Annotated in this window: 19 protein-coding genes; 7 read left to right on the forward strand and 12 right to left on the reverse strand. The window is 37.8% G+C overall.

Annotated elements, in window-relative coordinates; genetic code table 11:
* Positions 1–177 precede the first annotated feature (177 nt).
* The 4 genes from arsJ to B6A32_RS08240 all read right to left on the reverse strand — a co-directional run bounded on the left by arsJ (position 178) and on the right by B6A32_RS08240 (position 4,572).
* Positions 178–1,455, reverse strand: a complete 1,278-nt coding sequence (arsJ, locus tag B6A32_RS08225) for an organoarsenical effux MFS transporter ArsJ (RefSeq protein ID WP_085302835.1) — start codon at positions 1,453–1,455, stop codon at positions 178–180.
* Positions 1,456–1,571: 116 nt separating this feature from the next.
* A complete protein-coding gene (locus B6A32_RS08230) occupies positions 1,572–2,582 on the reverse strand; it encodes an ArsJ-associated glyceraldehyde-3-phosphate dehydrogenase (RefSeq protein ID WP_085302836.1) in 1,011 nt (336 codons plus the stop codon).
* Positions 2,583–2,711: 129 nt separating this feature from the next.
* Positions 2,712–3,725 (reverse strand): ACR3 family arsenite efflux transporter, encoded by a 1,014-nt coding sequence (arsB, locus tag B6A32_RS08235; RefSeq protein WP_085302837.1) that lies wholly within the window; start codon positions 3,723–3,725, stop codon positions 2,712–2,714.
* Between the two features lie 19 nt (positions 3,726–3,744).
* Positions 3,745–4,572 (reverse strand): metalloregulator ArsR/SmtB family transcription factor, encoded by an 828-nt coding sequence (locus tag B6A32_RS08240; protein ID WP_085302838.1) that lies wholly within the window; start codon positions 4,570–4,572, stop codon positions 3,745–3,747.
* A 598-nt stretch (positions 4,573–5,170) separates the two neighbouring features.
* Here B6A32_RS08240 and nhaB point away from each other — a divergent pair.
* On the forward strand, positions 5,171–6,760 hold the full coding sequence (nhaB, locus tag B6A32_RS08245; RefSeq protein WP_085302840.1) for a sodium/proton antiporter NhaB: 1,590 nt from the start codon (positions 5,171–5,173) through the stop codon (positions 6,758–6,760).
* A 147-nt stretch (positions 6,761–6,907) separates the two neighbouring features.
* Complete coding sequence (gene dsbB, locus B6A32_RS08250) at positions 6,908–7,426, forward strand: disulfide bond formation protein DsbB (RefSeq protein WP_085302841.1); 519 nt, start codon at positions 6,908–6,910, stop codon at positions 7,424–7,426.
* Positions 7,427–7,643: 217 nt separating this feature from the next.
* Here the strand turns inward: dsbB and B6A32_RS08255 are convergent, their stop codons facing one another.
* The 3 genes from B6A32_RS08255 to B6A32_RS08265 all read right to left on the reverse strand — a co-directional run bounded on the left by B6A32_RS08255 (position 7,644) and on the right by B6A32_RS08265 (position 10,937).
* A complete protein-coding gene (locus B6A32_RS08255; protein WP_085302842.1) occupies positions 7,644–9,020 on the reverse strand; it encodes an SLC13 family permease in 1,377 nt (458 codons plus the stop codon).
* 101 nt (positions 9,021–9,121) lie between these two features.
* Positions 9,122–10,135, reverse strand: coding sequence for a beta-N-acetylhexosaminidase (gene nagZ / locus B6A32_RS08260; protein ID WP_085302843.1), 1,014 nt, complete (start codon positions 10,133–10,135; stop codon positions 9,122–9,124).
* A 166-nt stretch (positions 10,136–10,301) separates the two neighbouring features.
* Positions 10,302–10,937 (reverse strand): TetR/AcrR family transcriptional regulator, encoded by a 636-nt coding sequence (locus B6A32_RS08265; protein WP_085302844.1) that lies wholly within the window; start codon positions 10,935–10,937, stop codon positions 10,302–10,304.
* Between the two features lie 590 nt (positions 10,938–11,527).
* On the opposite strand from B6A32_RS08265, the gene B6A32_RS08270 reads away from it, so the two are divergent.
* Entirely contained in the window at positions 11,528–13,372 is a 1,845-nt protein-coding gene (locus tag B6A32_RS08270) for a M2 family metallopeptidase (RefSeq protein ID WP_085302845.1), read from the forward strand.
* Between the two features lie 107 nt (positions 13,373–13,479).
* Here the strand turns inward: B6A32_RS08270 and B6A32_RS08275 are convergent, their stop codons facing one another.
* From B6A32_RS08275 to B6A32_RS08285, 3 genes are read right to left on the reverse strand one after another with little or no spacing between them, the layout of a single operon-like run.
* A complete protein-coding gene (locus tag B6A32_RS08275; RefSeq protein ID WP_085302896.1) occupies positions 13,480–14,529 on the reverse strand; it encodes a DUF2955 domain-containing protein in 1,050 nt (349 codons plus the stop codon).
* A 10-nt stretch (positions 14,530–14,539) separates the two neighbouring features.
* Entirely contained in the window at positions 14,540–15,604 is a 1,065-nt protein-coding gene (locus B6A32_RS08280) for an HlyD family secretion protein (RefSeq protein WP_085302846.1), read from the reverse strand.
* The gene (locus B6A32_RS08285) at positions 15,601–16,086 is read right to left on the reverse strand and encodes a MarR family transcriptional regulator (RefSeq protein WP_085302847.1); all 486 of its coding nucleotides are present in this window, start codon (positions 16,084–16,086) and stop codon (positions 15,601–15,603) included. The genes B6A32_RS08280 and B6A32_RS08285 overlap by 4 nt, the downstream gene beginning before the upstream one ends.
* Before the next feature lie 274 nt (positions 16,087–16,360).
* Here B6A32_RS08285 and B6A32_RS08290 point away from each other — a divergent pair, with 274 nt between their 5' ends.
* Positions 16,361–17,020 (forward strand): LiaF domain-containing protein, encoded by a 660-nt coding sequence (locus B6A32_RS08290; RefSeq protein ID WP_085302848.1) that lies wholly within the window; start codon positions 16,361–16,363, stop codon positions 17,018–17,020.
* Positions 17,021–17,165: 145 nt separating this feature from the next.
* On the opposite strand, the gene B6A32_RS08295 is transcribed toward B6A32_RS08290, so the two are convergent.
* Complete coding sequence (locus B6A32_RS08295) at positions 17,166–18,386, reverse strand: Nramp family divalent metal transporter (protein ID WP_085302849.1); 1,221 nt, start codon at positions 18,384–18,386, stop codon at positions 17,166–17,168.
* A 241-nt stretch (positions 18,387–18,627) separates the two neighbouring features.
* Between B6A32_RS08295 and B6A32_RS08300 the strand changes: the two genes are divergently transcribed.
* A complete protein-coding gene (locus tag B6A32_RS08300; RefSeq protein ID WP_085302850.1) occupies positions 18,628–19,131 on the forward strand; it encodes a MarR family winged helix-turn-helix transcriptional regulator in 504 nt (167 codons plus the stop codon).
* Here the strand turns inward: B6A32_RS08300 and B6A32_RS08305 are convergent.
* Complete coding sequence (locus B6A32_RS08305; RefSeq protein ID WP_085302851.1) at positions 19,128–21,083, reverse strand: BCCT family transporter; 1,956 nt, start codon at positions 21,081–21,083, stop codon at positions 19,128–19,130. The genes B6A32_RS08300 and B6A32_RS08305 overlap by 4 nt on opposite strands.
* A gap of 252 nt (positions 21,084–21,335) precedes the next feature.
* Here B6A32_RS08305 and B6A32_RS08310 point away from each other — a divergent pair, with 252 nt between their 5' ends.
* Complete coding sequence (locus B6A32_RS08310) at positions 21,336–23,984, forward strand: TonB-dependent receptor (protein WP_085302853.1); 2,649 nt, start codon at positions 21,336–21,338, stop codon at positions 23,982–23,984.
* Positions 23,985–24,112: 128 nt separating this feature from the next.
* Positions 24,113–26,110 carry a tetratricopeptide repeat-containing sulfotransferase family protein gene (locus B6A32_RS08315; RefSeq protein ID WP_085302854.1) on the forward strand — a complete coding sequence of 666 codons (1,998 nt, stop codon included), beginning with the start codon at positions 24,113–24,115 and terminating at the stop codon, positions 26,108–26,110.
* Positions 26,111–26,257: the final 147 nt, after the last annotated feature.

Consider the following 26,257-nt stretch of genomic DNA (forward strand, 5'->3'; position numbering starts at 1 on the left):
TTTTTTATAAGATTAAACGCTAACCAATCTGCAGGTTAGCGTTTTTTTTTGGAATACCTCTCGCCCTTTTAAAACAGCACAGCTTAACAAGTTAACTGACTATGGGCTTTATAAAAGCCACATTCTATTGCTTCGCTAGTCCTGTTTTTGCTGATTTTACTCTGTGTGGCACTAAATTTATCTACCCTCTTTATAGCTTGGAAGTTTTAATGATAACAGCGCTGCGATAGCAACAAATGCACTTGATATCCATAAACAAGCCTCTAAACCATATGCTTGATAAACCAGGCCAGAGAGTACCGTACCTATTAATCTGCCCATGGCATTAGCCATATAGTAAAACCCGACATCGAGTGAAACCCCGTCTATGCCAGCATAACTGATAATTAAATAGCTATGTAAGGATGAGTTTATCGCGAAAACAGCACCAAATATCAGCAAGCCTATGATGATTGAAGCTTTAATATAAAAGTCGAAATGCAGAGCTAAAGCAATAACGAGCGGTATTAAGGTTAAGTAACTTGCCCATAAAAATGCTGCTCTACCTGACGGAGCAATATTTTGGCTACTGTCAGTAGTTTTTCCACTACGCGTTTTATTGACCGTAATAACAGGAGCAAGTGATTGTACAAGGCCATAACCAATAACCCAGCTTGCCATAAAGCCACCAACCCACCAATGATCCCAGTTAAAAGTTACCGCTAAGAATACCGGCAATGCTACTACAAACCATACATCACGAGCACCAAACAAGAACATCCTCGCAGCAGAAAGAATATTTATTGGCTGACTTTTAGAAAATATTTCTTTAAATTTAGGCTTACTTTTAGTTTTACCTAAATCTTCTTTAAGCGCGAATAAACTAAACAACCACACTACAGCTAATAGACTTGCCATTAAAATAATGGCACCTTTAAAGCCTAGTAAGGTCAACAGTAAGCCACCAAGAAAGAAGCCAACGCCTTTCAAGGCATTTTTAGATCCTGTAAGAATAGCAACCCATTGATATAGCTTACTTTCAGCGCCTGCAGGTACCAGAAGCTTAATAGAGCTTTTCGCACTCATTTTATTAAGATCTTTAGCAATGCCTGATAAAGCTTGTGCTGCCATCACATAGATAATAGTTAGCATGTCAGCTGGTACTGCTAACATGCTCAGGGCAATTATTTGCAACCCTAACCCAATATTCATGGTTTTATTTAGGCCAAGTCGTGCACCTAACCAACCACCAACAAGATTTGTAATGACACCGAAAATTTCATAAAACAAAAACAACATGGCTATGTTTAACGGGCTGTAACCTAACTGGTGAAAATACAGCACAACCAACATACGCAGAGCGCCATCAGTTAAGGTAAACGCCCAATAGTTGCCTGTGATCACCAAGTATTGTTTTACCTGTTTAGACATTGCTTGTTTAGATCCAGCCTGTTTAGACTCTACTTGCTTAATCATTATTTAAACCTTAGTGAACAATATTGAGTAATTGATCTTTTGTTGAATGAAGTATACCCAAACCATTTGAAGATACAGGATTCAGCAAGTGGCTTGGATATAAGTGCCATCTAGCATTAACCCTTATCGGCTAAACCTACCATGCGAGCTAACTCGGCGGTTCGGTTTGCATAGCCCCATTCATTGTCATACCAAACATAAAGCTTAACTTGGGTATCGTTGACTACCATGGTTGATAGCGCATCAATAATACTTGAGCGCGGATCAGTTTTGTAATCAATAGAAACTAATGGCCGCTCTTCAAACCCCATAATACCCTTGAGTTCATTGTCGGCCGCAGCTTTAAGTAATTGATTAACTTCCTCAACTGATGTTCCACGTGCTACTTCAAATACACAGTCTGTAATTGATGCATTAGCTAGAGGAACTCGAATGGCATGACCATTTAACTTACCTTGTAGCTCAGGGAAAATATGCGTTATCGCGGTTGCAGAACCCGTTGTGGTTGGAATTAAACTCACACCACAAGCACGTGCTCGGCGTAAATCTTTATGTGGAGCATCTAATATTGTTTGCGTATTAGTAATGTTATGAATCGTGGTCATAGATCCATGCTTAATACCTATTTTTTCGTGCATAACTTTCACAACTGGCGCTAGGCAATTAGTAGTACATGACGCTGCTGTGACAATAGGATGTATGGCTTTATCGTATAATCCTTCATTTACCCCCATCACAATATTTAAAACGCCTGCTTCTTTAACTGGCGCGGTAACAACAACACGCTTTACCCCTTGTTCTAAATAGGCTTGTAATAAAGCTTTGGTTTTAATTTTACCGGAAGCTTCTATTACCACGTCACACTGAGACCAATCAGTATCTTGAGTCGCTTTATTTTGCGTGCAAGGAATGGTTTTGTCATTAATAACCATCGACTCACCGTCATGCGAAGCGTTGTGATGCCAACGGCCATGTACCGAATCAAAAGTCATTAAGTGGGCGAGAGTTTCTGCATTTCCTGCGGGATCGTTAATGTGAACAATTTCAATATCGTCCCAATCAAATGCTGCTCGCATTGATAAACGTCCCATACGGCCAAAGCCGTTAATACCAATTTTAATCGTCATGTACTTATCCTTAATTTTTTTCAAAATAATTTAAAAATATGGCTTATAAATTAGCGTCGCTACCTTAAAAGCTAAATTACTCAATAAATATCTATGTGGTTTTATCATTAAAAATTTAATATTACGGTCTCAAAACCAGTTTTTTGTTCGGTTAATAAAATAGACTAAAGACAACATAACCGGCACTTCAACCAGCACACCAACAACGGTTGCTAAAGCGGCACCTGAATGCAGGCCAAACAGAGAAATAGCAACAGCAACAGCCAGTTCGAAGAAGTTTGAGGTACCAATTAAGCATGCGGGTGCAGCAATATTATGTGACAGTTTCATCCACTTTGCGGCCAAGTAAGCAATAAGGAAAATGCCGTAAGTTTGTATCATCAACGGAATGGCAATTAAGCCAATTGTTTTGGGATCATCGATAATAGTTTCAGCTTGAAAGCCAAACAATAAAACAACGGTCGCTAGCAAACCAACAACTGACCAAGGCTTTAATCGTGCTAATAAATTATTCAGTGATTGCGCATTGTTACCATTATTTAAAAACTTACGAGTAAGCACGCCTGCTATTAAAGGCAGTAGCACATAAAGTAACACCGAAATAATTAAGGTTTCCCAAGGGACTTCAATATCACTTACCCCAAGCAATAAGGCTGAAATGGGGGCAAAGGCGAATATCATAATGACGTTATTAACAGAAACTTGCACTAAGGTATAATTAGCATCACCTTTTGTTAACTGCGACCAAACAAATACCATGGCTGTACAAGGTGCTACGCCCAATAAAATCATGCCGGCAATATATTCTTGAGCAGATGCTGGTTCGACCCAATCAACAAAAAGATAATTGAAGAACAGCCAACCTAACGCTGCCATAGTAAAAGGTTTAACTAGCCAATTAATGATGATAGTTAACACTAAACCCTTAGGGTTTTTGCCAACATTTTTTATTGCTGAAAAATCAATTTGAACCATCATAGGGTAAATCATCACCCAAATGAACATTGCAACAACAATGTTAACATGGGCTATTTCAAGGTTAGCAATAACCTGAAAAACATCCGGTTGCCATAAGCCTAAAATCACGCCAAGGGTAATACTTAAAGCGACCCAAACCGATAAATAACGCTCAAAAATTCCCATCATTCAATCCTTTACATCTCTACTTACAAAAACTCGATTTATCTGGTCTGTTTTGCATATTACTTAAACGTTGAAGTTCTTGATTAATCAACAAAACATTATTTTCAGTTGTTTGCGCAATTACGGTCTTGGCCCACAACGGTAACTCGGGGTTAATGCGATAAAACACCCATTGGCCATGTTTTCGGTCAGTAATCACTTTAGATTTTTTTAATACGGCAAGGTTGCGTGATACCTTAGGTTGGCTATCTTCTTCCAGTGCTGCCATTAACTCGCAAACACAAAGTTCGCCGTGATAATGGGTTAACATCAATGTTTTTAATCGAATATCGTCAGTCAGACTTTTATAGAAGGTAATAGGAGAAAAATCGGATGGTGATTCTGCTGTATCATTACCTAGGCTTTTTGGCGAAGTATTATCTACACTATTAGATTTTGCTTCTACTAAAAGAAACATGGCTAAGCGAGTGTTTAATTCGTTTAATGTTGCTGAAAATGGGTTGTTATCAGTACGTGTTTTAGGATCAGGGAAATCCCACGAAAATTGTTTACCTGCATGAGGGTAATTTCTGCATTCGCTGTTGGCTTTATCACAAAGGGTAATCACATAATCAAATACTTGGCCTTCAAATAGCGTTATATTTTTAGACGTTAAATTTTCAGTCTGTAAACCAAACCTTTTTAAAGCTTCAATCGTACGTAAATCTATACCTTCTGGTGAAGTACCAGCACTAAACACGTCAAATTTGTCAGCAGCTTTATGCCTTAATAGTGCTTCAGCCAGTTGAGATCTTGCTGAGTTGCCAGTACAAAGAAAAAGAACTTTCTGTTTTTTTAGAGCAGTCATTAGACAACCAAACTTTACATACGAAAAACGATATATGCGAAATATTATATATACAAATTTTAACATGTAAAGGGGGTTCAGTTAAAAAAGTAAAGTTAAATGAAGCGCGTTGAAAAATAATTTAAAATAAGTGTTGAAATATTAGTTGAGAGAATACTCACACTAAACGCTAAAGCAGTACCGTAGAACTTCACTTTTAATCTCAATATCAGACAGAGTATATATAAATATCAATAAGTTGTAGTTAAGGGCTATTTAAGATAATACTCGTTCATATTCTTTTAATCTCAACGTTAGTTAATTCTAAAAGCTTACAGTTGAATAAGACATTTTTGAGCGCCACAATTAGTTTGATACAAGCTGTTATTATTTTCACTCATATTATTATCTCGTCTTATTTGACAAATTTACTCTCTCTCGCCCTATATTTCAGCTAAAGCTAAAGCCTCTCTGCCATTACACATTAAAACTGGTTAATCACACATATTTACAATAGCTAACTTTACGCTTAAACTCACAAACGCATTAAATTTATATAAAATAATTAAAAAAGCACAGTTACACTAACCCAGGCTCTTACTTTTTCAAAAGGTTCAATATGCAGCAATCATTCATGAATGCGTTTTACAAAAACTTTCTCGGCAATTCGCCAGAATGGTACAAACTCGCAATAATTTCATTTCTAGTCATTAACCCCGTATTGTTTTTCGTCGTCGACCCTTATATTGCTGGTTGGGCGTTGGTTATTGAGTTTATTTTCACTCTAGCCATGGCACTAAAATGTTACCCGTTACAACCCGGAGGTTTGTTAGCCATTGAGGCTGTTGCTATGGGTATGACAACCCCGGGGCAAGTAATGCACGAGATGATTTTAAACTTTGAAGTAATATTATTATTAATCTTCATGGTTGCCGGCATTTATTTTATGAAGAACTTGTTACTGTTTTTATTTACAAAAATAGTGACTAAAGTTCGTTCCAAAGTAATGGTTTCATTACTCTTCTGTTTTTCTGGTGCATTCTTATCAGCCTTTTTAGATGCCTTAACGGTAATCGCGGTTATCATCAGTGTTGCTATTGGCTTTTATTCTGTTTACCACAAAGTTGCTTCAGGCAAAGATGTGCTAATTGAGCATGACCACACCAGTGACAACGAATTAGCAGAATACTCTCGTAACGATTTAGAGCAGTTTCGTGGTTATTTACGTAACCTAATGATGCATGCTGGTGTTGGTACAGCTTTAGGTGGTGTTTGTACTATTGTTGGCGAGCCACAAAACTTAGTTATTGGCCAACAAGCGGGTTGGGAATTTGTTGAATTTGCCATCCGTATGTCACCCGTTACTATTCCAGTATTTTTTGCTGGTATGTTGACGTGTGTGCTGTTAGAGAAATTCAAATGGTTCGGTTACGGTGTTGCTTTACCCGAAAATGTTTACAATATCTTAAATGAGTTTGATATTGCTGAAAGTGAAAAACGTAATACCCTTGATAATGCGAAACTAGTTATTCAAGGCGTTATCGCTATTTGGTTAATTGTTGGCTTAGCATTACATTTAGCACCTGTTGGTATCATAGGTTTATCAGTAATTATTTTAGCAACTGCGTTTACTGGCGTAACAGAAGAACACCAAATTGGTCATGCTTTTGAAGAAGCGCTGCCTTTTACTGCCTTACTCGCAGTGTTTTTTGCTGTCGTAGCGGTAATTGTTGATCAAAACTTATTTACGCCTGTTATTACTTGGGTATTAACCTACGAAGGCAACATGCAGCTTGTGATGTTCTATTTAGCAAATGGCTTCTTATCAATGGTCAGTGATAACGTTTTCGTTGGTACGGTATACATAACAGAGATCACAAAAGCATTAGCTGCTGGACAGATTACTCGTGACCAATTTGACCTACTAGCTGTTGCAATTAACACAGGTACTAACTTACCAAGTGTTGCTACACCAAATGGCCAAGCCGCTTTCTTATTCTTACTAACCTCGGCTTTAGCACCATTAATTCGCTTGTCTTATGGACGTATGGTTATTATGGCTTTGCCTTATACTATTGTATTAACCATTGTTGGTTTACTTGCAATTTCTACCGGCCAACTGTCAAAATATACTGAAATATTTTATGAAAATAATATTATTCAGCATCACACTGCAGGGCCAGCGACTAAAGCACCCGGTGGCCATTAATATTTGTAAGTCAGAATAAAGAAATATGTAGCTAATAAAGCGCCCTTGTGGCGCTTTTTGTTTATTGCTAGCATGCCTTAGCATTTCTCAAACCTTAACTTTTAATCCAAGTTGGATTAACAACAACCCAGCAGTAGGAATTATTTCGTGAATTTTTTAAGCCAATTACCTTTAAACCAAAGAGCATGGCAATTACTCGCCGCTAGCGCTTTATGTTTCGAACTAATCGCATTGTATTTTCAATATTTCATGGGGCTTGAGCCTTGTATTATGTGTATTTATCAGCGCACAGCCGTATGGGGAATATTTTTAGCCGGCGTTATTGGCGCCTTAGGTTGTCAAAACCTTATCATGCGGTTCATCGCTTATGGATTGTGGGCTACAGGCGCAATTTGGGGCTTTATTATTGCTTTAGAACATGTTGACATGCAGTCATCAACTATGTCATTTCTATTTAGCTGTGAGTTTGTGCCAAACTTTCCTACTTGGGCACCTTTACACGAATGGCTACCGGCTTTATTTGAGGCAAGTGGCGATTGTGGTGATATTAAGTGGCAGTTTTTAGGTTTTACTATGCCACAAGTTATGCTGGCTATATTTGGTGTATACAGTGCGGTGTTCGCAATCGTTTTACTTGCTCGTTTATTGAAAGAGAAAATGCTTTAAGGTATACCAATTTGATTTTTTAACTTGGTAGGATAAAAAAGTGACCAATACTTAAACGCATTGGTCACTATAGCATGAGGAAAAACGCTGATGTATGCTTTAAATAATCTCAACCTACCCTATTCTATTCATACATCAAATGTTGCTATTGATTTAAACATAAGTATAAATATTCTCGTTTAGACAAAACTTGCCGCATGAGCGACATACCTCGTTTTTAAAGTAACAATAAATAACAAGTAATGCCCACTAAGCAGGCAATAATAAAGCTAAGTACCGCTCCTTCTTTTACCATGTTTTGAATTTCTATTTCACCGGTGCCATAAGCTATTGCGTTTGGCGCGGTTGCTACAGGAAGCATAAAAGCACAACTAGCACATATCGCCGCAGGCACCATTAATACTTTGGGATCATAACCTGAGGCAATCGCCGCGGCCGCTAAAATAGGCATAAGTAATGTTGCCGTTGCCGTGTTACTGGTTATTTCAGTTAAATAAGTTACCACTAAGCAAATGGTTAGAATCATAATAATTGCAGGTAAATTTGAGAATGTTACCAGCCATTGTCCTAATAAATCGCTTAAGCCTGAAGCAACAAAACCTTTCGCTAAAGCTATGCCACCAGCAAAAAGTAACAACATACCCCATGGGATAGTTTTGGCACTGTCCCAGTCTAATAATCTAGAACCTTTACCGTTTGGCACTATAAACATTAACACCACAGCAAATAATGCAATGGTACTATCGCCAGCTATTTCAACACCAAAGACTCCGCTCCAGCCACCAAAAGGCTCAGAGCGTGTTATCCATGCTAATGCTGTTAAGCCAAATACCCATAAAGTACGAGTTTCTTCGGCACGCCATGCCCCTAATGTAGGTAAATGCACTTCTTGTTCAAGCTTTACGTTTCTAGTTAGCCAAAAAGCCATAATCGGCACAGCTAAAACCACTATCGGCACGCCTACTTTCATCCATTCTAGAAATCCAAATTCAATGCCAGTTTGCTCTTCGTAAATTCCCATAAAAATAACATTAGGCGGCGTACCAATTGGTGTGCCCACACCGCCCACGTTTGCGGCATAAGCAATGCCAAGGATTAAAGCAACTTTAAGGTTTTGGTTATCAATATGTTTAAGAATAGCCAACGCTATAGGCAGCATAATTAACGTTGTTGCAGTGTTAGATATCCACATACTCAAGAATGCACTGGCGATCATAAAACCCAGCACCATACGCCTACCACTATTTACGCCAACCATTCTCACCATATAAACAGCTAAACGCTCGTGTGCACCGCTTTTTTCTATGGCTTTGGAAAGCATAAATGCCCCCATTAACAGCAGTATTACGTGGCTACCTAGGGCAGATGCAACTGTTTTATGATCAACAACACCAAAGAGTGGTAACAAGGCGAAAGGCACTAATGACGTTGCAGGAATAGGCAGCGCTTCAGTTACCCACCAAATTACTGTTAGCAACGTGATAGCTGCGGCAATAGACGCTTTGCTCTCCATGCCCAAAGATTGCAATAAAAAGTAAAAGCATATTGCTAAAATTGGGCCTAGCGGAATGAATAACTGTCGAGTTAATTTCATAATTTTATCCAATGTTATTTTTATTATTTGGTAAAAGATTTTATTTAATAAAAAGTTTTTATAGCGCTAGCAATTAACTTGTTAAGCTTCTACCAGCGAAGTTAACCATAATTATTCAAGTACTTGCTAGCGTGTTGCCACCTTGAATTATTTTTAAGTGTTGACCAGTTGTTATCGCTATTTTTCAATAACTGCATCAGTCTTTGATTACTGGTTGATGAATGCGCAATATTGGCATTATCTAATACATCAACGCACCCTGCTCGGTTATTACATAGTAATAGCATATCGCAGCCAGCATCTTGTGCAGCTTCAGCGCGCTCAACATAACCACCTGCACTTGCCGCACCTTGCATCGATAAATCATCACTAAAAATCACGCCTTTAAAGCCAAGATTTTCGCGTAGAATATCTTGCAGCCAATAACGAGAAAATCCAACAGCTTGGCTATCGACATCAGGAAAAATAACGTGTGCTGGCATTAAAGCATCAACTTTACCGCGTGCAATAAGTTGCTTAAATGGTAATAAATCTTGTTGGAAAATATCGGCTTTTGGTCGGGTATCAATCGGTAAGTCAATATGTGAGTCAGCTTTGACACTGCCATGACCAGGAAAGTGCTTTCCTGTCGCCTTCATACCCACTTGATGTAAACCATCAATAAAAGCTTCAGCTAAATCAGTAACAAAGTCAGGCTGTTGATGAAAAGAGCGATCGCCGATAACGTCACTAATATTATTAATATCTAACACGGGTGCAAAACTAATATCAATCCCTACAGCTTGTACTTCTAAAGCCATTAAAACTGCACTTTGTTTAGCCAACTCTTTCGCTAAGCTAAGGTTGTGCTCCGACATTTCCCATAGCTTTCCCATCGCGGGGATTAATGAAAAGCCGTCCCGAAAACGCTGTACTCGCCCGCCTTCATGATCTACGGCAATTAATAGAGGCTTTTTAGCTGCAATTCGAATTTGCTGACTTAAGTCAGCAATTTGTTCAGGCGAATGATAATTGCGAGTAAAGAATATTAAGCCACCCACTAATGGATGTTGGAGAATTTCTTTATCTTCTTGAGACAATGATGTGCCTTGCACATCAAGCATGACTGGACCCATAACAACACTTTAAAAAGTAAATATGTCGCTACTCTACCTAAATAAAATCAATAAACAAAGTTGGTTAGCTAAATATATCAGCTATCAAACATTGTTTTATTACTTTAGCTTGGTATTAACTTATACAAAACAAGCCTATTAAGAAAAACAACTCTGTTCATAAAAGCTATAGAGAGTGATTTACCGATATAGGTGCGCCAACACCAGCAGCTACATAAGGGATCACATTTTTGATCACATCTGATATTTGTAATTCACGTTCGAAATCACTTTTTGCAATGTCGATTAAGGCATCACTTGATGACATAGTGAAAACTACAGTACCCATAGTAAAGTGCAATCGCCAAAACATTTCTTCAGCACCAAGTGCTGGGTAAGCTTTTTGAACAGCAATAACAAAGTTATCAATTACACCTGGGTATTGAGTAGTTAAAAACCAGCGTAAAAAGCCTTGGCTATCAGTATAACCTCGCCCAAGTAACTGTAAAAAATTACTAGTGCCATTATTTTTAAACTCATTTAGTGATAATAAGGGTTCAATAAAAGCAGAGAACACTTCAATTAAACTGGGTGAATCTTGCTCGCACACTGCAATTAAAGCCAACTCTAAACGTGGAGATAGCTCATTCATGTAACGTGACATAACAGCTTTAATCAATTCTTTTTTCGAACCAAAGTGATAATTAACCGCAGCTAAGTTAACTTCAGCTTGACTGGTAATTTCACGCAGAGAAGTGCCATTAAAACCTTTATCTGCAAACAGACTCTCTGCTGCATCTAGTATTTTATTCTTCGTACTCATAAATAAATAGCGCCGTAACTCTGGTTAAATAAACAATTAATACAGGCAGTTTAAACAAGCGTTTAAAATAACGCAACTCAGAATAAAGACCTGATAAAATTAAAGGTGAATAAAGCATTAAAAATTTAAATGAAACATAATGAATTTACAAAATGTTACTCGCCCAATGATAAAATATAAGTAACAATATTGAGTGCATTAATAAAAATAAATTATTTTCATGAATTTTATTTTGTTTAGCCCGCACTTGCCCTATTTATAGTACTTGAGCCATAAAATGATTACAAAGTTTTACACAAATAACACAGTAAAAAACACCTGAAATCGCTATTATATTTTGGCGTTCTACGAAGAACTTTGTGAAACGCAAATTTCATACTTTCCCTAGTATATTTATATAACGGCTCAGCACCCCTTTCGCTGAGCTTTTTTTTGCCTAAAATTTAGCATCGGTTAAATTTAGCCCATTAAAATTGCCAAAAAAGCAATTCTGTTGCCAATATACTCATCTCAATTTACACTAGCTATGATCTTATATTAAGTTGACTAATGCGCGAAAAAATCGCTAACAAATAACAAAATGGATACTTATGAAACCAACGTTTAAATTAACCGCCGCAGCACTTATCGTTGCCACAAGTCTTAGTGCTTGCAATGGCGACAAAACAACAAATAATGACGTTAAGCCTGTCAGCAAAGCCAACACGGCATTAACGGTTCAAGATGTTGATACATTTTTAACTGCTACCGAGAAAGAGCTAGTACAACTCAATATTGAAGGTAGTCGTGCTGCCTGGATAAATTCTAACTTTATTACAGATGATACATCTGCACTTGCCGCAATTGCCGACCAAAAATCAACAGAAGCCGGTGTTAGGTTTGCCATGCAGGCCGCTAAGTTTGACACGGTTGATGTAAGCGCCGACCAACGACGTAAGCTAAATATTCTAAAGCAAAGTTTAGTAATGCCCGCGCCTCAAGATCCGGCTAAATCAGCCGAGTTAGCAAAAATTGGTGCTGAATTAAATAGCATGTATGGTAAAGGAAACTACACCACTGAATCAGGTGAAACCCTGAGTTTAGGCCAAATGACGGCTAAAATGGCAAGCTCACGTAATTACGATGAATTACTAGAAATGTGGCAAGGATGGCGCACCATTAGCCCTGACATGAAACCATTATATATACGCCAAGCAGAACTTGCTAACGAAGGTGCCCAAGGTTTAGGTTATGCAGATTTAGGCGCTATGTGGCGCTCTAACTACGATATGTCGGCAGATGAGTTTGCCAAAGAACTTGACCGTTTATGGGGACAAGTTAAACCTTTGTACGATGATTTACATTGTTATGTACGCACAGAATTAGGTAAAACTTATGGTGAAGATAAAGTGCCACAAGATCAACCAATTCCTGCGCATTTACTGGGCAATATGTGGGCACAATCTTGGGGGAATATCTACGACGTTGTTGCGCCAGAGAATGCTGATCCTGGTTACGATCTTACTAAACAATTAGCCGCCAATAATTACGATGAAATTAAAATGGTTAAAGGGGCAGAAACGTTTTTCACTTCACTTGGTTTTGAAGCTCTACCAGAAACATTTTGGCAGCGTTCTCTATTTACTAAGCCAGCAGACAGAGATGTTGTTTGTCACGCATCGGCTTGGGATTTAGATGCTAAAGACGATATACGTATAAAAATGTGTATTCAAAAAACTGGCGAAGATTTTTCTGTTATTCATCACGAATTAGGTCATAACTTTTATCAACGTGCATACCAAAACCAACCGGTTTATTATCAAAACAGTGCTAACGATGGTTTCCACGAAGCCATTGGCGACACTATAGCGCTATCGGTAACACCTAAGTACTTAAAAGAAATTGGCCTAATTGATACTATTCCAGACGAATCTAAAGACATTGGCTTACTGATGAAAATGGCGTTAGATAAAGTGGCCTTTATACCTTTTGGTTTAATGGTAGATCAATGGCGTTGGAAGGTTTACTCGGGCGAAGTAACGCCTGAAAACTATAATACTGCTTGGTGGGAGCTACGTGAAAAATACCAAGGCGTTAGAGCGCCTATTGATCGCGAATCAAATGCCTTCGATCCTGGTGCTAAGTATCATGTACCCGGCGGCGTACCTTATTCGCGCTACTTCTTAGCACATATTCAACAATTTGAATTTCATCGTGCATTATGTGAAATTTCAGGTAACACAGATCCTATTCATCGTTGTTCTATTTATAACAACAAAGATGCCGGTACTGCTTTAAACAAAGTACTTGAAATGGGCTCAAGCCAGCCATGGCAAGAAGCCTATAAAGTGCTAACAGGTAGTGAACAAATGGATGCAACCGCTATTCTTGACTATTTCGCGCCATTACAAACTTGGTTGAAAGAGAAAAACCAAGGTAAACAGTGTGGTTTTTAATCTTTAGCTAATGCGAATAAAAAGCCGTTACATCTTATGATTTAACGGCTTTTTTAAACTTAAAAAATAATGAAGACAACCTTCAACATTTTCAAAGCGAAACGAATTTATTCAAACGTATGGTGGCGCGTTACGCTAAAGCGATTAAGAAAATGGTGCATAATATAAATAGCACACAAGCTCAAAACAATGGCTACAGATACTGAAGAAAAACGGTATAGCGCACTGTATATTAAGTCTTGTCCTGGTCCTAACGATTGCCCAAATAAAATTCCAAAGGTCGTTAACACGCCAAATCCTATACCTGGTGCACCGCCCCCTAAGATATGAAAGCGAGAAAATACAAAAGACAATATCCATAAAATAACAACTGGAAATAATAAAAAATCGCTATGATTATATAAAAATAATTGCGATAAAAGCGCGGCATTACAACCTATTAATGTGCCAATAGCGCGTTGCCAACCAGCCATGCCAGCTGCCTTCCAGCATAAAGAAAACAAAATTAACACTGATGCGGCTTGCGCTGAAATAGAATCTTTTAAATCCAGCACCTGAAAAACAACAAAAGAAAGCGTAGCAACAGTCGCACAAAGTAACACTTCATGGCGAATACTCTCTTTTGCTTTAGTGGGCATTTTAGGCAGTATTCGTGCGCTAACATCAGGGAATATAGCATGCATGGTAGCGGCAATAATCACGGTGATAAAAATGGCCAGACCATTACTTAAAATAATCGGATAAATAGTGCTGTTTTGATCAATATAGCTAGAAAAATTCAATTGTATCGATAAGCTAACAACGCCTAACGCACCAAATAAAAATGCACTGCCATTGCTCATTTTATGAAATAAAAAACAAAATGCACCAAAGGTAAATAATGTCATTACTACCGGTAAATGAGAAAATAGTCCTTGAATTATCAGTACCATAAAGGCACTAAACCCCGCTGAAGCAATGAATTGTCGAATAATGCTGCGGTTTAGCGTCGGCATCATACCTAAAAGCAGCATAGGGTAAACGGTAAAAAATATACCATTAGGCCAATTCATCAGTTTACTTAAGGTAAAACCAATGGTGCAGCCTCCCGCAATTCGCAACGCTTGTCGCAAACCATTAGCATTTAACTCTGGCGCACCACTTTTAATTTGACTCATAATGCCCTTATTAATAAATGTAATGTAACCAGCTAATAAGCCTAATTTGTGCAGCGCCAAACCATTGCCCAAAACTTGATTCAGGTAATAATTGCACCGTTGCTCGCGAGCCGCTTGGCATATTTGAGATCATTTCTTCATTATCTAATAATTTAAGGTGAATTCGTTGACGTTGTGCATCGCGTACCCAACGGTTACTGGTTTCTGTGGTACTTAACATACCATTCGCACTAAGTTGGCCATCGCTAACACCGGCTTCAAAAGTCAATATTTTAGCTTCGTACACTTCGCCTGGTCGACTATCAAAAACCACTCTAGCTAAGCCGCCGGCTTTCATATTCATTAGTGACTTTTCTCTAAAATCAGCCACTAAGTCGGCCTTTTTTGCCACAATGGCCAGTAAAGGTTTACCTGCTACTGCATAAGCACCATCGAGTAATTGTAAATTAGTTACTACCCCATCGCTTAACGAACGAACTTGCGTATAAGATAAGTTTAGCTCAGCTTGAGCAAGTGTATTAGCGGCATGTCTGATTGCTAAGTTATGTTCACCTAACTCACCACGCGCTAAAACTGCTTCAACTAATTGTGCAGTTAATGCTGTTTCATTGGCTTTACTGGCCTCGAAATCAGCTCGAATAGTTTCAAGTGACTGTTCAGATATTGAGTTGTTTTTATAAAGCTTTTCCCCTCTATCTTTTAACAATTGTTGCTCATGCTGTTTAGCTTTTGCAGCGCTAACGTTCGCTTCAATCGCTTTAACATTAGTATCTAAACGTTTATTCTGAAGCTTGGCATCATCAAGCATTAACTGTGCTTGCTCAAGTGCTAAGGTATATGGGCCTTGGTCTATGTTAAATAGTACGTCGCCAGCTTTTACCCTTTGGTTATTACTAACCAACACTTTAGTTACCCGCCCGTTAATTTGTGGTGATATTTGCACTACCGGGTGATAAACCCGTGCTTGTGGTGTTACTGGCAAGTAAATATCGGCGACTAAATAATAAATAAATACGATCACAAACCCTATGAGGGAAAATCTTACATAACGTGTGAACTTTTCATCTGGTGTCATTTACTTACCTTATTTACGAGATTATTTTCAATAAAGCTTTGAGCATTATTTTCCATTTTGATTAAGCCCTGTGCCATTTCATCTAATTGAGTATCAGTAAACCCCTGATAGAGTTGGCTTTTAACTTCAGCTATTTTTTCTTTCAGTGTATGCAATATTTTGCGACCTTGCGCAGTAAAATAAATATTCTTACTGCGTTTATCATGTTCGTCAACACAACGGGTAATAAGTAACTGCGCTTCTAATTGCTTTAATGTACGAGTAAGTGAAGGCATTTCTATTCCTAGACTTTGAGCTAATTGATGCTGTGTAACGCCTTCTTTTAGCATATGAATATGTATTAAAGCTGTCCAGCGAGATTGTGTTAAACCTAGCGGCTCAACAGCAATTGTGACTACATCTCGACATAGACGATGTACACGGCCCATATTACCGCACAGTGTTAAATTAAGAGATTCATAATAAGGAACTTGTTTGGTCATAACCCCCTCCTACTACTTAGCCTGCTAACTAAAATGCAAAATTATAACATTAGTTAGCACGCTAAGTAAATTCAGGCTTAATAGCCTAAAGATTTAACCACAAACACGATGAGTATTAATTTTTGTACTAAATAATGGCGTATTTCACAGTAACCAATATGGATTTATTTCATAACCAACTGTATTTTATAAACTTTAAATTTTGGCGTTATCTTTGCTATTATTTATTACATAAACATTAATACAAAATAAAATATAAATAATGGAGTGGAACATGTCAGTAATTCTGGAAGACCGACCAATTGAACAAGTACGCGAAGAAACAATCGATCAGTTAATATTTAACTATAGTCACGGTGTTATTTCAGCAGAAGCGTTTGAACGTCGTTTAGATGACGCGATGAACAGCAATAAGCACCAAGAAATTATTGCTCTCGTTGCTGACTTAACCTTAAAAGCTGACACACAATATAATGATAATAAAGTACACCAATTTACCCCTAGCTATAGTAATGCAGAAAGTGATGAAAATTTAAGTCTGAGAAATATTTTAGGTAACCTTGAACGCAGTGGCCAATGGAATGTACCAAAAACTATCATCATACATAGTATATTAGGCGAAGCAGTACTCGACTTTACTGACGCTATTTTTCAGCATCAACATGTAACAATTAAATTAAATTGCATATTAGGCAGTAACAAAATTTACGTACCTGAAAATATTAATGTTGTTTGTAAGTCTTTTGGTGTTATTAGTGATATTGAGAATAAAGCTCCTTCAATGGCAAATAAGCAAGCGCCTGTAATTACTATTGAGGGTAATGTGGTTTTAGGATCATTAACTATTGCGGTTAAAAGAACCATTAAAGAAAAATTTATCGCCTTTGCTAATAACATGAAAGCCGCTTTTGATAATGAAAACAAGCTGTTTTAATAAGGAAGTAACCATCTAATTTTCTATAAGCAACTTAACAGCACTTTAATAAGAGTAAACGTTAAATTAAAACATAAATTAAAACATAAACTAAACCATTAACCTTTACTCTTATTTGTACAATCTTACTGTTAACCTAAAGCGGTTATAGCAAACCAAACGCTGACATTAAGCTACGTCCGCCTAATATTAAGGTAACAAAAATAACAGCTGCAGCTGCAATATTTTGCCAAACATTATTTTTATGTTCCCCTAATACCTTAGTGTTCATTATCCATAACAAAAAGATACTGACTAAGGGTAAAAGAATACCATTCGCTACCTGAGCAAACCAAATAACTGACACGGGCTTAAAACCTATACTGCTGATAACGACACCCATAATTAAAATAATCATCCAAGTCAGTTTAAAGCCAAAAGCATTCAGGTTTTTATCTAAATTCAAAATGCCACTAAGGGCGAAAGCGGCTGCTAAAGGCGCAGTAATTGCTGAAGATATACCTGCTGCGAATAAACCTAAACCAAGAAATATGCTTGCTGAATCACCAAATAAAGGTTGTAGAGCCGGCGCTATATCTGCTGCACTTTGCAAGCTTATCTGTTTACCGAAGAATGCTGAAGCAGCTGTTGAGAGTACCGCAACTGAAATTAACGCACCAAGCGGAATGGAAATAAATAGGTCTTTTCTTGCAGTTGATATATCGTCAATTGAATGCCATTTTTGACTAGCAGTAGAAGCATGTAAAAATAAGTTATAAGGGACTACGGTGGTACCAATCAGCGCGATTACAGTTAACGTTGCGCCATTGGGTAGTTCAAAAGCAGCAAAGCTCGTTATTAATTCATGCCATTTGGGTTCACTCAAAAAGAAAGTGACTAGAAAAGCAACACTCATTAAGCCAACTAAAACAATTAATGCTCGCTCAATAATCTTATAACTACCTGTACTTAATAAATAAAAAGCTATTAATCCAATAATAATAGGAAATAAGTAGTGTGCATTATTAACTTCCCAGCCTAGCTGCCCCACAACACTGACTAAACCTAAACTTGCACCTGAAATATTGCCACTTTGATAAGCGCCATTACCCACAACAATAGCACTAACTACAAGCATTAAAACCAAGGCTTTAATTACGGGTTGTTTAATCGCATGGCGAATGTTTTCGCCTAAACCTTGCTGGCTAACAATACCTAATCTTGCCGCCATCTCTTGTAAAACGATAGTCGCCACCATTGCAAATAACAAGGCCCAAACCAATGAAAGACCATAGTTAGCGCCAGCCATAGATGCAGTGATTATGGTACCTGGTCCAATAAACGCTGCTGTGACTAAAAATGCAGGCCCTATTTTTGGAAACCTCATATTTACCTACCCTTTTATTATTTTTATATTTTGACTCAATTTACAAATACCGCAAAAATAAAACGAATTTATTCACTTGTTTCTTTTATTGCTAAACAACTAAATTTCAAGAAAAAGCAATGATATTAGTATCTCACCTATCGTAAGCGTATTTACAATAGCGCTTAAATATACATTTACCCTAGTCGCATCTGGTAATTTTGATTAAACTACCACAATTAACTCATATAAGCCTATTGTTATGGAAAAACATCAAGAACTATTAATCGCTTTAAGAAAAGTAATCCGCGCGATTGATTTGCATTCTAAACACCTTAATAAAACATCTGGCTTAACCAGCCCGCAATTATTAATTATGTTAGAGCTTGATAAAGCCTCTGGTATTAACTCAAGCCAAGTAGCGAAAAACGTTAACTTAAGTGCTGCAACAGTGACTAATATTCTTGATAGGCTAGAAAACAAAAGCTTAATTTCAAGAGTACGTGACACACAAGATAAGCGTAAAGTAGGTTTATTTTTAACTAACGACGGTAAAGCATTATTATTGAGTGCGCCACAAGCACTGCAAGAACACTTTATTAATAAGTTCTCTAGCTTAGCCCAGTGGGAACAATCACAATTACTTTCTTCAATGGAACGATTGTCTGAAATGATGAATGCGGATGAAATAGATGCCGCACCACTTTTAGAATTACAAGCAATGAGCGCCAGCAGTATAATTAAAGCTGACGCCCCTAAAGGTTAACGTAGTAAATGTAAAAAGTGTAAATGCTTATGGTATTGATCAATAACATTATTGATCACTGCCGTTTTTGACCAGCCCATAATGTCGTAATCTTGCCCGCCCTCACCTAAATGCACTTCAGCTCGGTAGTAACTTTGTTCATCTTCGTCTTCATCAATTTCAACGACAAAATCGGGTTGAGAATGTTTTCGAGCAAGTACACGATAAACAAACGCTTGCTCTTCGCCATGATCAACAGTCAAGCTCAAGCCATCTTCATACGAAACTACAACACTGACTTGATTCTTCTTCAACTCTGTCGCAACAGTTTCAAACGCCGGTGCAATAATTTGATTAATAAATTTATTAACATTAGCTTTGTTCGGATAATCAACAATATTTTTTAATCTCATCTGCCAACTGTCATTGCTTTCATTCCCCGCATGGGGAACTGCTGAGATTAACTGGCTCTCTTGTTTAAATGCCTCAACCCTTAGGGCTTTAATTAAGCCAACAATGGCAAGTAGCAACACCAAAGCAAAAGGCAAAGCACTGGCAATAGTCATGGTTTGTAAGGCGTTAAGCCCACCAGCAAGCAATAGAATACCCGCCACTAAGCCGATACCAATAGCCCAATAAACGCGTTGCCATAATGGCGTGTTATTACTACCATGTGAACAAAGCATATCAACCACCATAGCGCCAGAATCACACGAGGTAACAAAAAATATAACGATCATTAACACGCTAAAAAAAGACAGTAATGTTGATATCGGGAAGTTCTCTAAGAAAACAAATAACGCCACTGATGAGTCTTTACTGACCATTTCTCCGAGCTCTGCAACACCTTGGTTATGCACCAAATCAATGGCGCTATTGCCAAAAATTGTCATCCAAAACAAGGTAAAACATGTTGGGATTAACATAACACCAATAATAAACTCTTTAATCGTTCTACCACGAGAAATTCTAGCGATAAATAAACCAACAAAAGGTGCCCAAGCTAGCCACCAGCCCCAATAAAATATTGTCCAGCCGCCGATCCAATCGGTTTTCTTATAAGCGAATAAGTTAAAGGTGTTATGCACAATATCTGCTAAGTAATCGCCAATATTTTGTAAATAAGCCTGTAATAAAAATACCGTTGGGCCTAATACAAAAATAAATATTAATAAAATAACAGCTAAAATCATGTTAGTTTCAGACAGTATTTTAATGCCTTTATCAAGCCCAGTAGTCACAGATATAACAGCAAGCCCGATAACTCCTGTCATAATGAGTATTTGATTAGTCACAGAAACATCAATGCCAAATAAATAATTAAAACCTGCATTAACTTGCGAAGCACCAAGCCCTAAAGAAGTAGCAACACCGAATACGGTACTTACAACAGCAAAAACATCGACCATATGCCCTGGCCATTGATAAATTTTATCTCCAATTAATGGATAAAGCGCAGAGCGTAACGTTAAGGGTAAACTATGACGATAACTAAAATAGGCAAGAACTAAAGCAACAATGGCGTAAATTGCCCACGCATGAAGTCCCCAATGGAAAAAAGTCATCTTCATTGCTTCTTGCACCGCAGCTACAGAGCCTTTATCTGCTGTTGGTGGCGACAAGTAATGCATTAAGGGCTCTGCTACGCCAAAAAACATCAGGCCTATGCCCATTCCGGCCGCAAATAGCATTGAAAGCCAAGTCAACATTGAGTAATCAGGCGTGGCGTGATCTGGCCCTAAACGAATGTCTCCATATCGAGAGAATCCTAAGAAAATTACAAAAAAGAATATAAATGCAACCGTAAGCACGTAAAACCAGCTGCCATTATCGATAATACTTGATTGTACAATCGTGAATAAACTTTGCGCCTGGTTAGGTAATGCTGCGGCGAATAGCAAAAGGGCAATAATAATAGCGGATGCGCTAACGAATACTTTTTTATTTAATTGACTACGAGCGGCTAGAGACAAAACCTTCCCCTTATTTTAATTTGTATTGATATTATATCTTGTTAATCAAGGTGTAAATAGCCTTCTATGTAAACAATATTGCTTTAACTTTATGAAGTAACTCAACAATAATTATGTTTTTTTGTAAACAAATGTATCTTTTGTTAACATTACGTAAGTTTAAATATAGTTAGTGTTCTAAGTATTTTAATAATTAGAGCACTAACTATATTTAACGACTTATCTATAAAAAAATACCTAGGGAATATCTATATGAAATTTAACAAACTGCACTGTGCGGTGTTAACAGCACTAGCAGCGTCAGGAAATATATACGCAGAAGAAACCAAAAACAAAGCCTCAATAGAAACTATTGAAGTAACCGCAACTAAACGTTCTGAATCAATTCAAGATGTACCTGTTACGGTTACCGCATTAACCGGTAACAGCTTAGAAACCCTTGGTGTTTCTAATTTTGACCAATATGTTGAGTTTTTGCCAAACGTTGTTTTTCAGGGCACAGGTCCAGGACAAAACGAAATTTATATTCGTGGCGCAGCAACAACTCAAACGAATATTTCTGTTTCATCAGTACAAGCTTTACAACCTTCTGTTGCCTTTTATTTAGATGAACAACCGGTTTCAATGCAAGGCCGTAACCTAGACATTTATGCAACAGATGTTGAACGTATAGAAGTACTTCCGGGGCCACAAGGCACACTTTTTGGCGCTAGCTCGCAATCAGGAACGGTACGCTTAATAACGAATAAGCCAACACATGATGGTTTTGCTGCGGGTTTTGATACTAGCACTAGTACCACTAAAGGCGGCGACATGAGTAACTCGGTTGAAGCATATTTTAATATGTCTTTAACTGACAGCCTTGCTGTACGTGTTGCTGCTTATAATGATCACCAAGGTGGTTGGATTGATAATATTCAAAATGATCCTAACAATGGTGGTTACACGGGTAGCGCTGTCGTTATTGATAGAATCTCAGCTAATTTTGCTAAATTAGCCGATCCAGCCAATACACCGGTTCAAATCCCTCAAAATGATGCGTTAGTAGAAGATGACTTCAACACGGCAGATTACTCAGGTGCACGTTTTGGTTTATCTTACATTATTAACAATGAATGGGATCTACTTGTTCAGCATACTCAACAGTCTCTAGACACTGAAGGTGTATTTGCTTACGACCCTAACCTTGAAGGTGAAACTTCAACTAACCGTTTCACGCCTGAAAACAACAATGATGATTTTGGTTTAACAACGTGGACATTAGAAGGCCGTCTTGAGCACCTTACCGTTGTTTATACTGGTGGTTATTTAGACCGTGATATCAATTCAACTATTGATTACACTGGTTACACTAACGGTGGTCAATTCTCTGCTTATTACGTTTGTAACTATGCAAGTGCGCCTGATGCACAAGAATGTTTTGACCCAACTAAGTTTTATAAAGAAGAAACAAGTAGTTCGCGTACCACCCACGAATTACGTATGAATACTTCAGCTGAAAACCGCTGGCGTGTTACGGCTGGTGTTTTTTATGACACACAAGAGCTGTCAACTGTCGGGCAATTTAAAATAGCCAATACCGAGCTTTTCCCTAACTTAGCTAGAGAATTAGCCGGTAGTGAGGGTATTAACAGTAATGGCGGTCCTTTCTCTTCTGAAGTAAGCTTTGTTAACGATGTAACACATACTATTGATCAAATCGCGCTATTTGGGCAATTAGAGTACGATATTACTGATACCGTTACTGCAAGCTTTGGTGCCCGTTGGTATCAAATTGACGACATTTATAAAGGTGCTACAACTACCGCTGATGTAAGTGGTCGATTACGTGCATTTGGTGACGGCAGTGATGAAGCGTTAACTGAGTTTTTTGGTGCTGATGAAGCCGCGGCTATTCAAGCTGCTATAGCTAGTGGTCAATTAGAAACTGATTTACTTGATAGTAGCGGTAAATTAACAGTTGATGACACTATTATCAAAGCCTCAGTTGATTGGAAAATTAATGACGATGTCATGGTATTTGCATCATATTCAGAAGGTTTTAGACCGCCGGTGACTAACCGTGTTGGTGGTGGCTCTGCTGCTAACCAAGAAGGTGCTTTTGAAGGTTTCCGTATTCCTGTTTACTCAACAACAGATAGCTTAGACAATATAGAGTTAGGATTTAAATCAACACTACTCGATCAAAGTTTACGTTTTAATGCGACAGCTTATTACTCAAAAATATCGGATCTACAAACGTCGCGTTATGACCCTACCAACATCAGCTTTTTAGTATTTACTGATAACGTAGGTGACGCTGAAATTAAAGGTATTGACGGTGACTTTAGTTGGGTAGCCACAGACAACTTAGTTATATCAGGTGCCTTTAGCTTTTTGGATACTGAGTTAACCTCAATTAATGCTCAGTTAGATGGTATTGCACCACCAGAAGGTAGTAGATTACCTTACTCAGCTAAGTTTTCAGGTAACCTACAAGCACAGTACTTCTACCCTATTAAGGGAGATATGACTGGCTATGTAAACGGTTCAATCAGTTATACTGGCGAAAGACTTGCTGGCATGGTGATGGATGCTTATATGATTGAAGATGCTACCAACTTAATTTATGGCACAGGCTCGGGCTTAAGCATCGAAAAAGAGTCTGATGTTTTTTCTGGAGTAAATTACCAAGGCAGTAATGGCCAAACATTTGCTGGTGGTCGTTATGTTCAAGACAGTTATGTTTTGGCTAACATTAGCTTTGGTGTGACAAACGACGAATGGAAGGCTGAACTTTTCATCGATAACTTAACCGATAAAAGTGCAATCTTGTATGTTGATACTCAACAATATACACCAAAAGTTGTATCTAATAGACCTCGCACCATTGGCTTTAGATTCTCTTACGACTTTTATTAAGCCGTAATATAAATCTAAAAAGTTAATATGATCGAAATAAAAACCGTTTGGTATCTGTATCAAACGGTTTTTTATTGTAAAGTATTCAAAAACCTATCAACCCTCTCATTTGCTTCGGAGCTAAGTCATTGGACAATACATCTCAACCTTCAATTGAAAGCCAATTAAAATCAATTCAGAAATTAATCCAAACGACAAAATTCGAAAATGCTATTCAACAATCTAAACAGTTACTAGCTCAAAGTGAGAATTCGCAAGATAACATTGAATTATGGTATTTAATTGCTGTAGCTCAGCGCTATGCAAAAACATTAACACTTGCACTAAACAGTATTAATGAACTACTTAACATTGACAGTAAACACAGTCGTGCAAATCAAGAAAAAGGCTTTATCTATTTAGCAATGAAAGAGCCAAAGCTAGCAAAACAATCTTTTGAGGTAGCCGTAAAGCTTAACCCAAGTTTAGTCGCCAGTTGGCAGGCTTTAATTCACCTATACCGCGACGATAAACAACAAGCAGATGTTCAAAAAGCCGCGAATCATCTAGAGGGGCTAAAGAAATTACCGCCAGCACTTCTTGCCGTTACTGAGTTTATGCACGAAGGTAAGCTCTTAAAAGCAGAGCAATTATGTCGACATTTTTTACAAAATAATCAACGCCATATTGACGGTATGTGTATGCTGGCTGAAATAGGCATAGAGCTAAAAATCTATGACGATGCTGAGTTTTTATTAGCGAGTGCACTGGAACTGCAGCCAAGCCATATTCATGCACGTTCGCTGTACCTTAATTTACTTATTCGTTTAGGAAAGTACAAAACTGCCGTACAACAAGTTGAAACCTTACTTGAAGCACAACCTGATAATTTAAGCTTTAAAATTGCTAAAGCCAGTGCGTTAACAGGCTTAGGTGAAATCGAAGCAGCGATAGAATTGTTCGAGCAAGTTGTTGCCGAAAACGATCAAGTACCGGGTTTTCATTTACAGTTAGGTCATGCATTAAAAACCAAAGGTGAAATTGATAACGCCATCTTGTCTTATCAAAAAGCTTATCAGTTAAGTCCCACTTATGGCGATGCTTATTGGAGCTTAGCCAATACTAAAACCTATCGTTTTAGCGATAATGAAATTGCGCAAATGCAGACGCAACAACACAGTGAAGATTTAGCACTTATTGATAGGATTCAACTCCACTTTGCCACAGGTAAAGCCTTTGAAGACAGAAAAGACTACGACCAAGCTTTTAATTCTTATCAAAAAGGTAATGAATTACAGCATGCACATAGTGGCTTTGATATCACCAAAATAGAACAACAAGTTGCACAGCAAATTAAATATTGTACCCGTGAGCTATTCCAGCTTCGTGGTAAATTGGGACTAAACGCGCCCGACCCTATATTTATTGTTGGTTTACCGCGTGCAGGCTCAACCTTATTAGAGCAAATATTAGCTTCGCATAGACAAGTCGATGGCACGATGGAACTACATAACATTTTAGGTTTAGCATCAAGGTTACGTGGCAGAAGTAAAAGCCAAGGGGATGAAGAAGCCCAATACCCTAAAAATTTAGCGACAATAACCCCCGATTATTTCAAACGTTTTGGCCAACAGTTTATAGATGAAACTCAGGTATTTAGAGATAAAGCGCCATTGTTTATCGACAAAATGCCAAATAACTTCTTACACATTGGTTTAATTAAACTCATATTACCTAATGCTAAAATTATAGATGCCCGGCGCTCGCCCATGGCGTGTTGTTTCAGTGGTTTTAAACAGCTATTTGCTGAAGGGCAAGATTTTAGTTATAACCTTGAAGACATTGGTCGTTATTACCAAGCTTATTTAAAACTTATGTCACATTGGGAAGATGTATTGCCCGGCTTCGTATTAACAGTAAATCATGAAGATGTTGTTAATGACCTAGAAACACAGGTAAGAAGAATGCTTAATTTTATCGGATTAGAGTTTGAGCAATCATGCGTCGATTTTCATAAAACCAAACGTAATATTAAAACGCCAAGCTCTGAACAGGTTCGACAACCTATATATAAAAGCGCGGTAGAACAATGGCGTAATTTCGAGCCGCATTTAGGCCCGTTAAAAAAGGTACTTGAGATTGACTAATGCATTAGGCTATCTATTAACTTAGTAGCCTAATAAATTTACTCTAGCTTTAGCTTAATTTTTACTGCTATTACTTGCGCTAAACGCTTAAAAAATAAAGCCTGCACCATTGTTTGTACAGGTTTTTTAGTCGCGATTTCAGCAATG

Source organism: Colwellia polaris (genome assembly GCF_002104515.1).
Classification (GTDB): Bacteria; Pseudomonadota; Gammaproteobacteria; order Enterobacterales; family Alteromonadaceae; genus Cognaticolwellia; species Cognaticolwellia polaris.

Excerpts from the sequence above, each read along its gene's own strand:
- B6A32_RS08270 (WP_085302845.1), top strand. The coding sequence starts at position 11,528 with ATGAAACCAACGTTTAAATTAACCGCCGCAGCACTTATCGTTGCCACA.
- nagZ (WP_085302843.1), bottom strand. The coding sequence starts at position 10,135 with ATGGGTCCAGTCATGCTTGATGTGCAAGGCACATCATTGTCTCAAGAA.
- B6A32_RS08290 (WP_085302848.1), top strand. The coding sequence starts at position 16,361 with ATGTCAGTAATTCTGGAAGACCGACCAATTGAACAAGTACGCGAAGAA.
- B6A32_RS08285 (WP_085302847.1), bottom strand. The coding sequence starts at position 16,086 with ATGACCAAACAAGTTCCTTATTATGAATCTCTTAATTTAACACTGTGC.
- arsJ (WP_085302835.1), bottom strand. The coding sequence starts at position 1,455 with ATGATTAAGCAAGTAGAGTCTAAACAGGCTGGATCTAAACAAGCAATG.
- arsB (WP_085302837.1), bottom strand. The coding sequence starts at position 3,725 with ATGGGAATTTTTGAGCGTTATTTATCGGTTTGGGTCGCTTTAAGTATT.
- B6A32_RS08310 (WP_085302853.1), top strand. The coding sequence starts at position 21,336 with ATGAAATTTAACAAACTGCACTGTGCGGTGTTAACAGCACTAGCAGCG.
- B6A32_RS08275 (WP_085302896.1), bottom strand. The coding sequence starts at position 14,529 with ATGAGTCAAATTAAAAGTGGTGCGCCAGAGTTAAATGCTAATGGTTTG.
- B6A32_RS08255 (WP_085302842.1), bottom strand. The coding sequence starts at position 9,020 with ATGAAATTAACTCGACAGTTATTCATTCCGCTAGGCCCAATTTTAGCA.
- B6A32_RS08230 (WP_085302836.1), bottom strand. The coding sequence starts at position 2,582 with ATGACGATTAAAATTGGTATTAACGGCTTTGGCCGTATGGGACGTTTA.
- B6A32_RS08240 (WP_085302838.1), bottom strand. The coding sequence starts at position 4,572 with ATGACTGCTCTAAAAAAACAGAAAGTTCTTTTTCTTTGTACTGGCAAC.
- B6A32_RS08265 (WP_085302844.1), bottom strand. The coding sequence starts at position 10,937 with ATGAGTACGAAGAATAAAATACTAGATGCAGCAGAGAGTCTGTTTGCA.
- nhaB (WP_085302840.1), top strand. The coding sequence starts at position 5,171 with ATGCAGCAATCATTCATGAATGCGTTTTACAAAAACTTTCTCGGCAAT.
- B6A32_RS08295 (WP_085302849.1), bottom strand. The coding sequence starts at position 18,386 with ATGAGGTTTCCAAAAATAGGGCCTGCATTTTTAGTCACAGCAGCGTTT.
- B6A32_RS08280 (WP_085302846.1), bottom strand. The coding sequence starts at position 15,604 with ATGACACCAGATGAAAAGTTCACACGTTATGTAAGATTTTCCCTCATA.
- B6A32_RS08300 (WP_085302850.1), top strand. The coding sequence starts at position 18,628 with ATGGAAAAACATCAAGAACTATTAATCGCTTTAAGAAAAGTAATCCGC.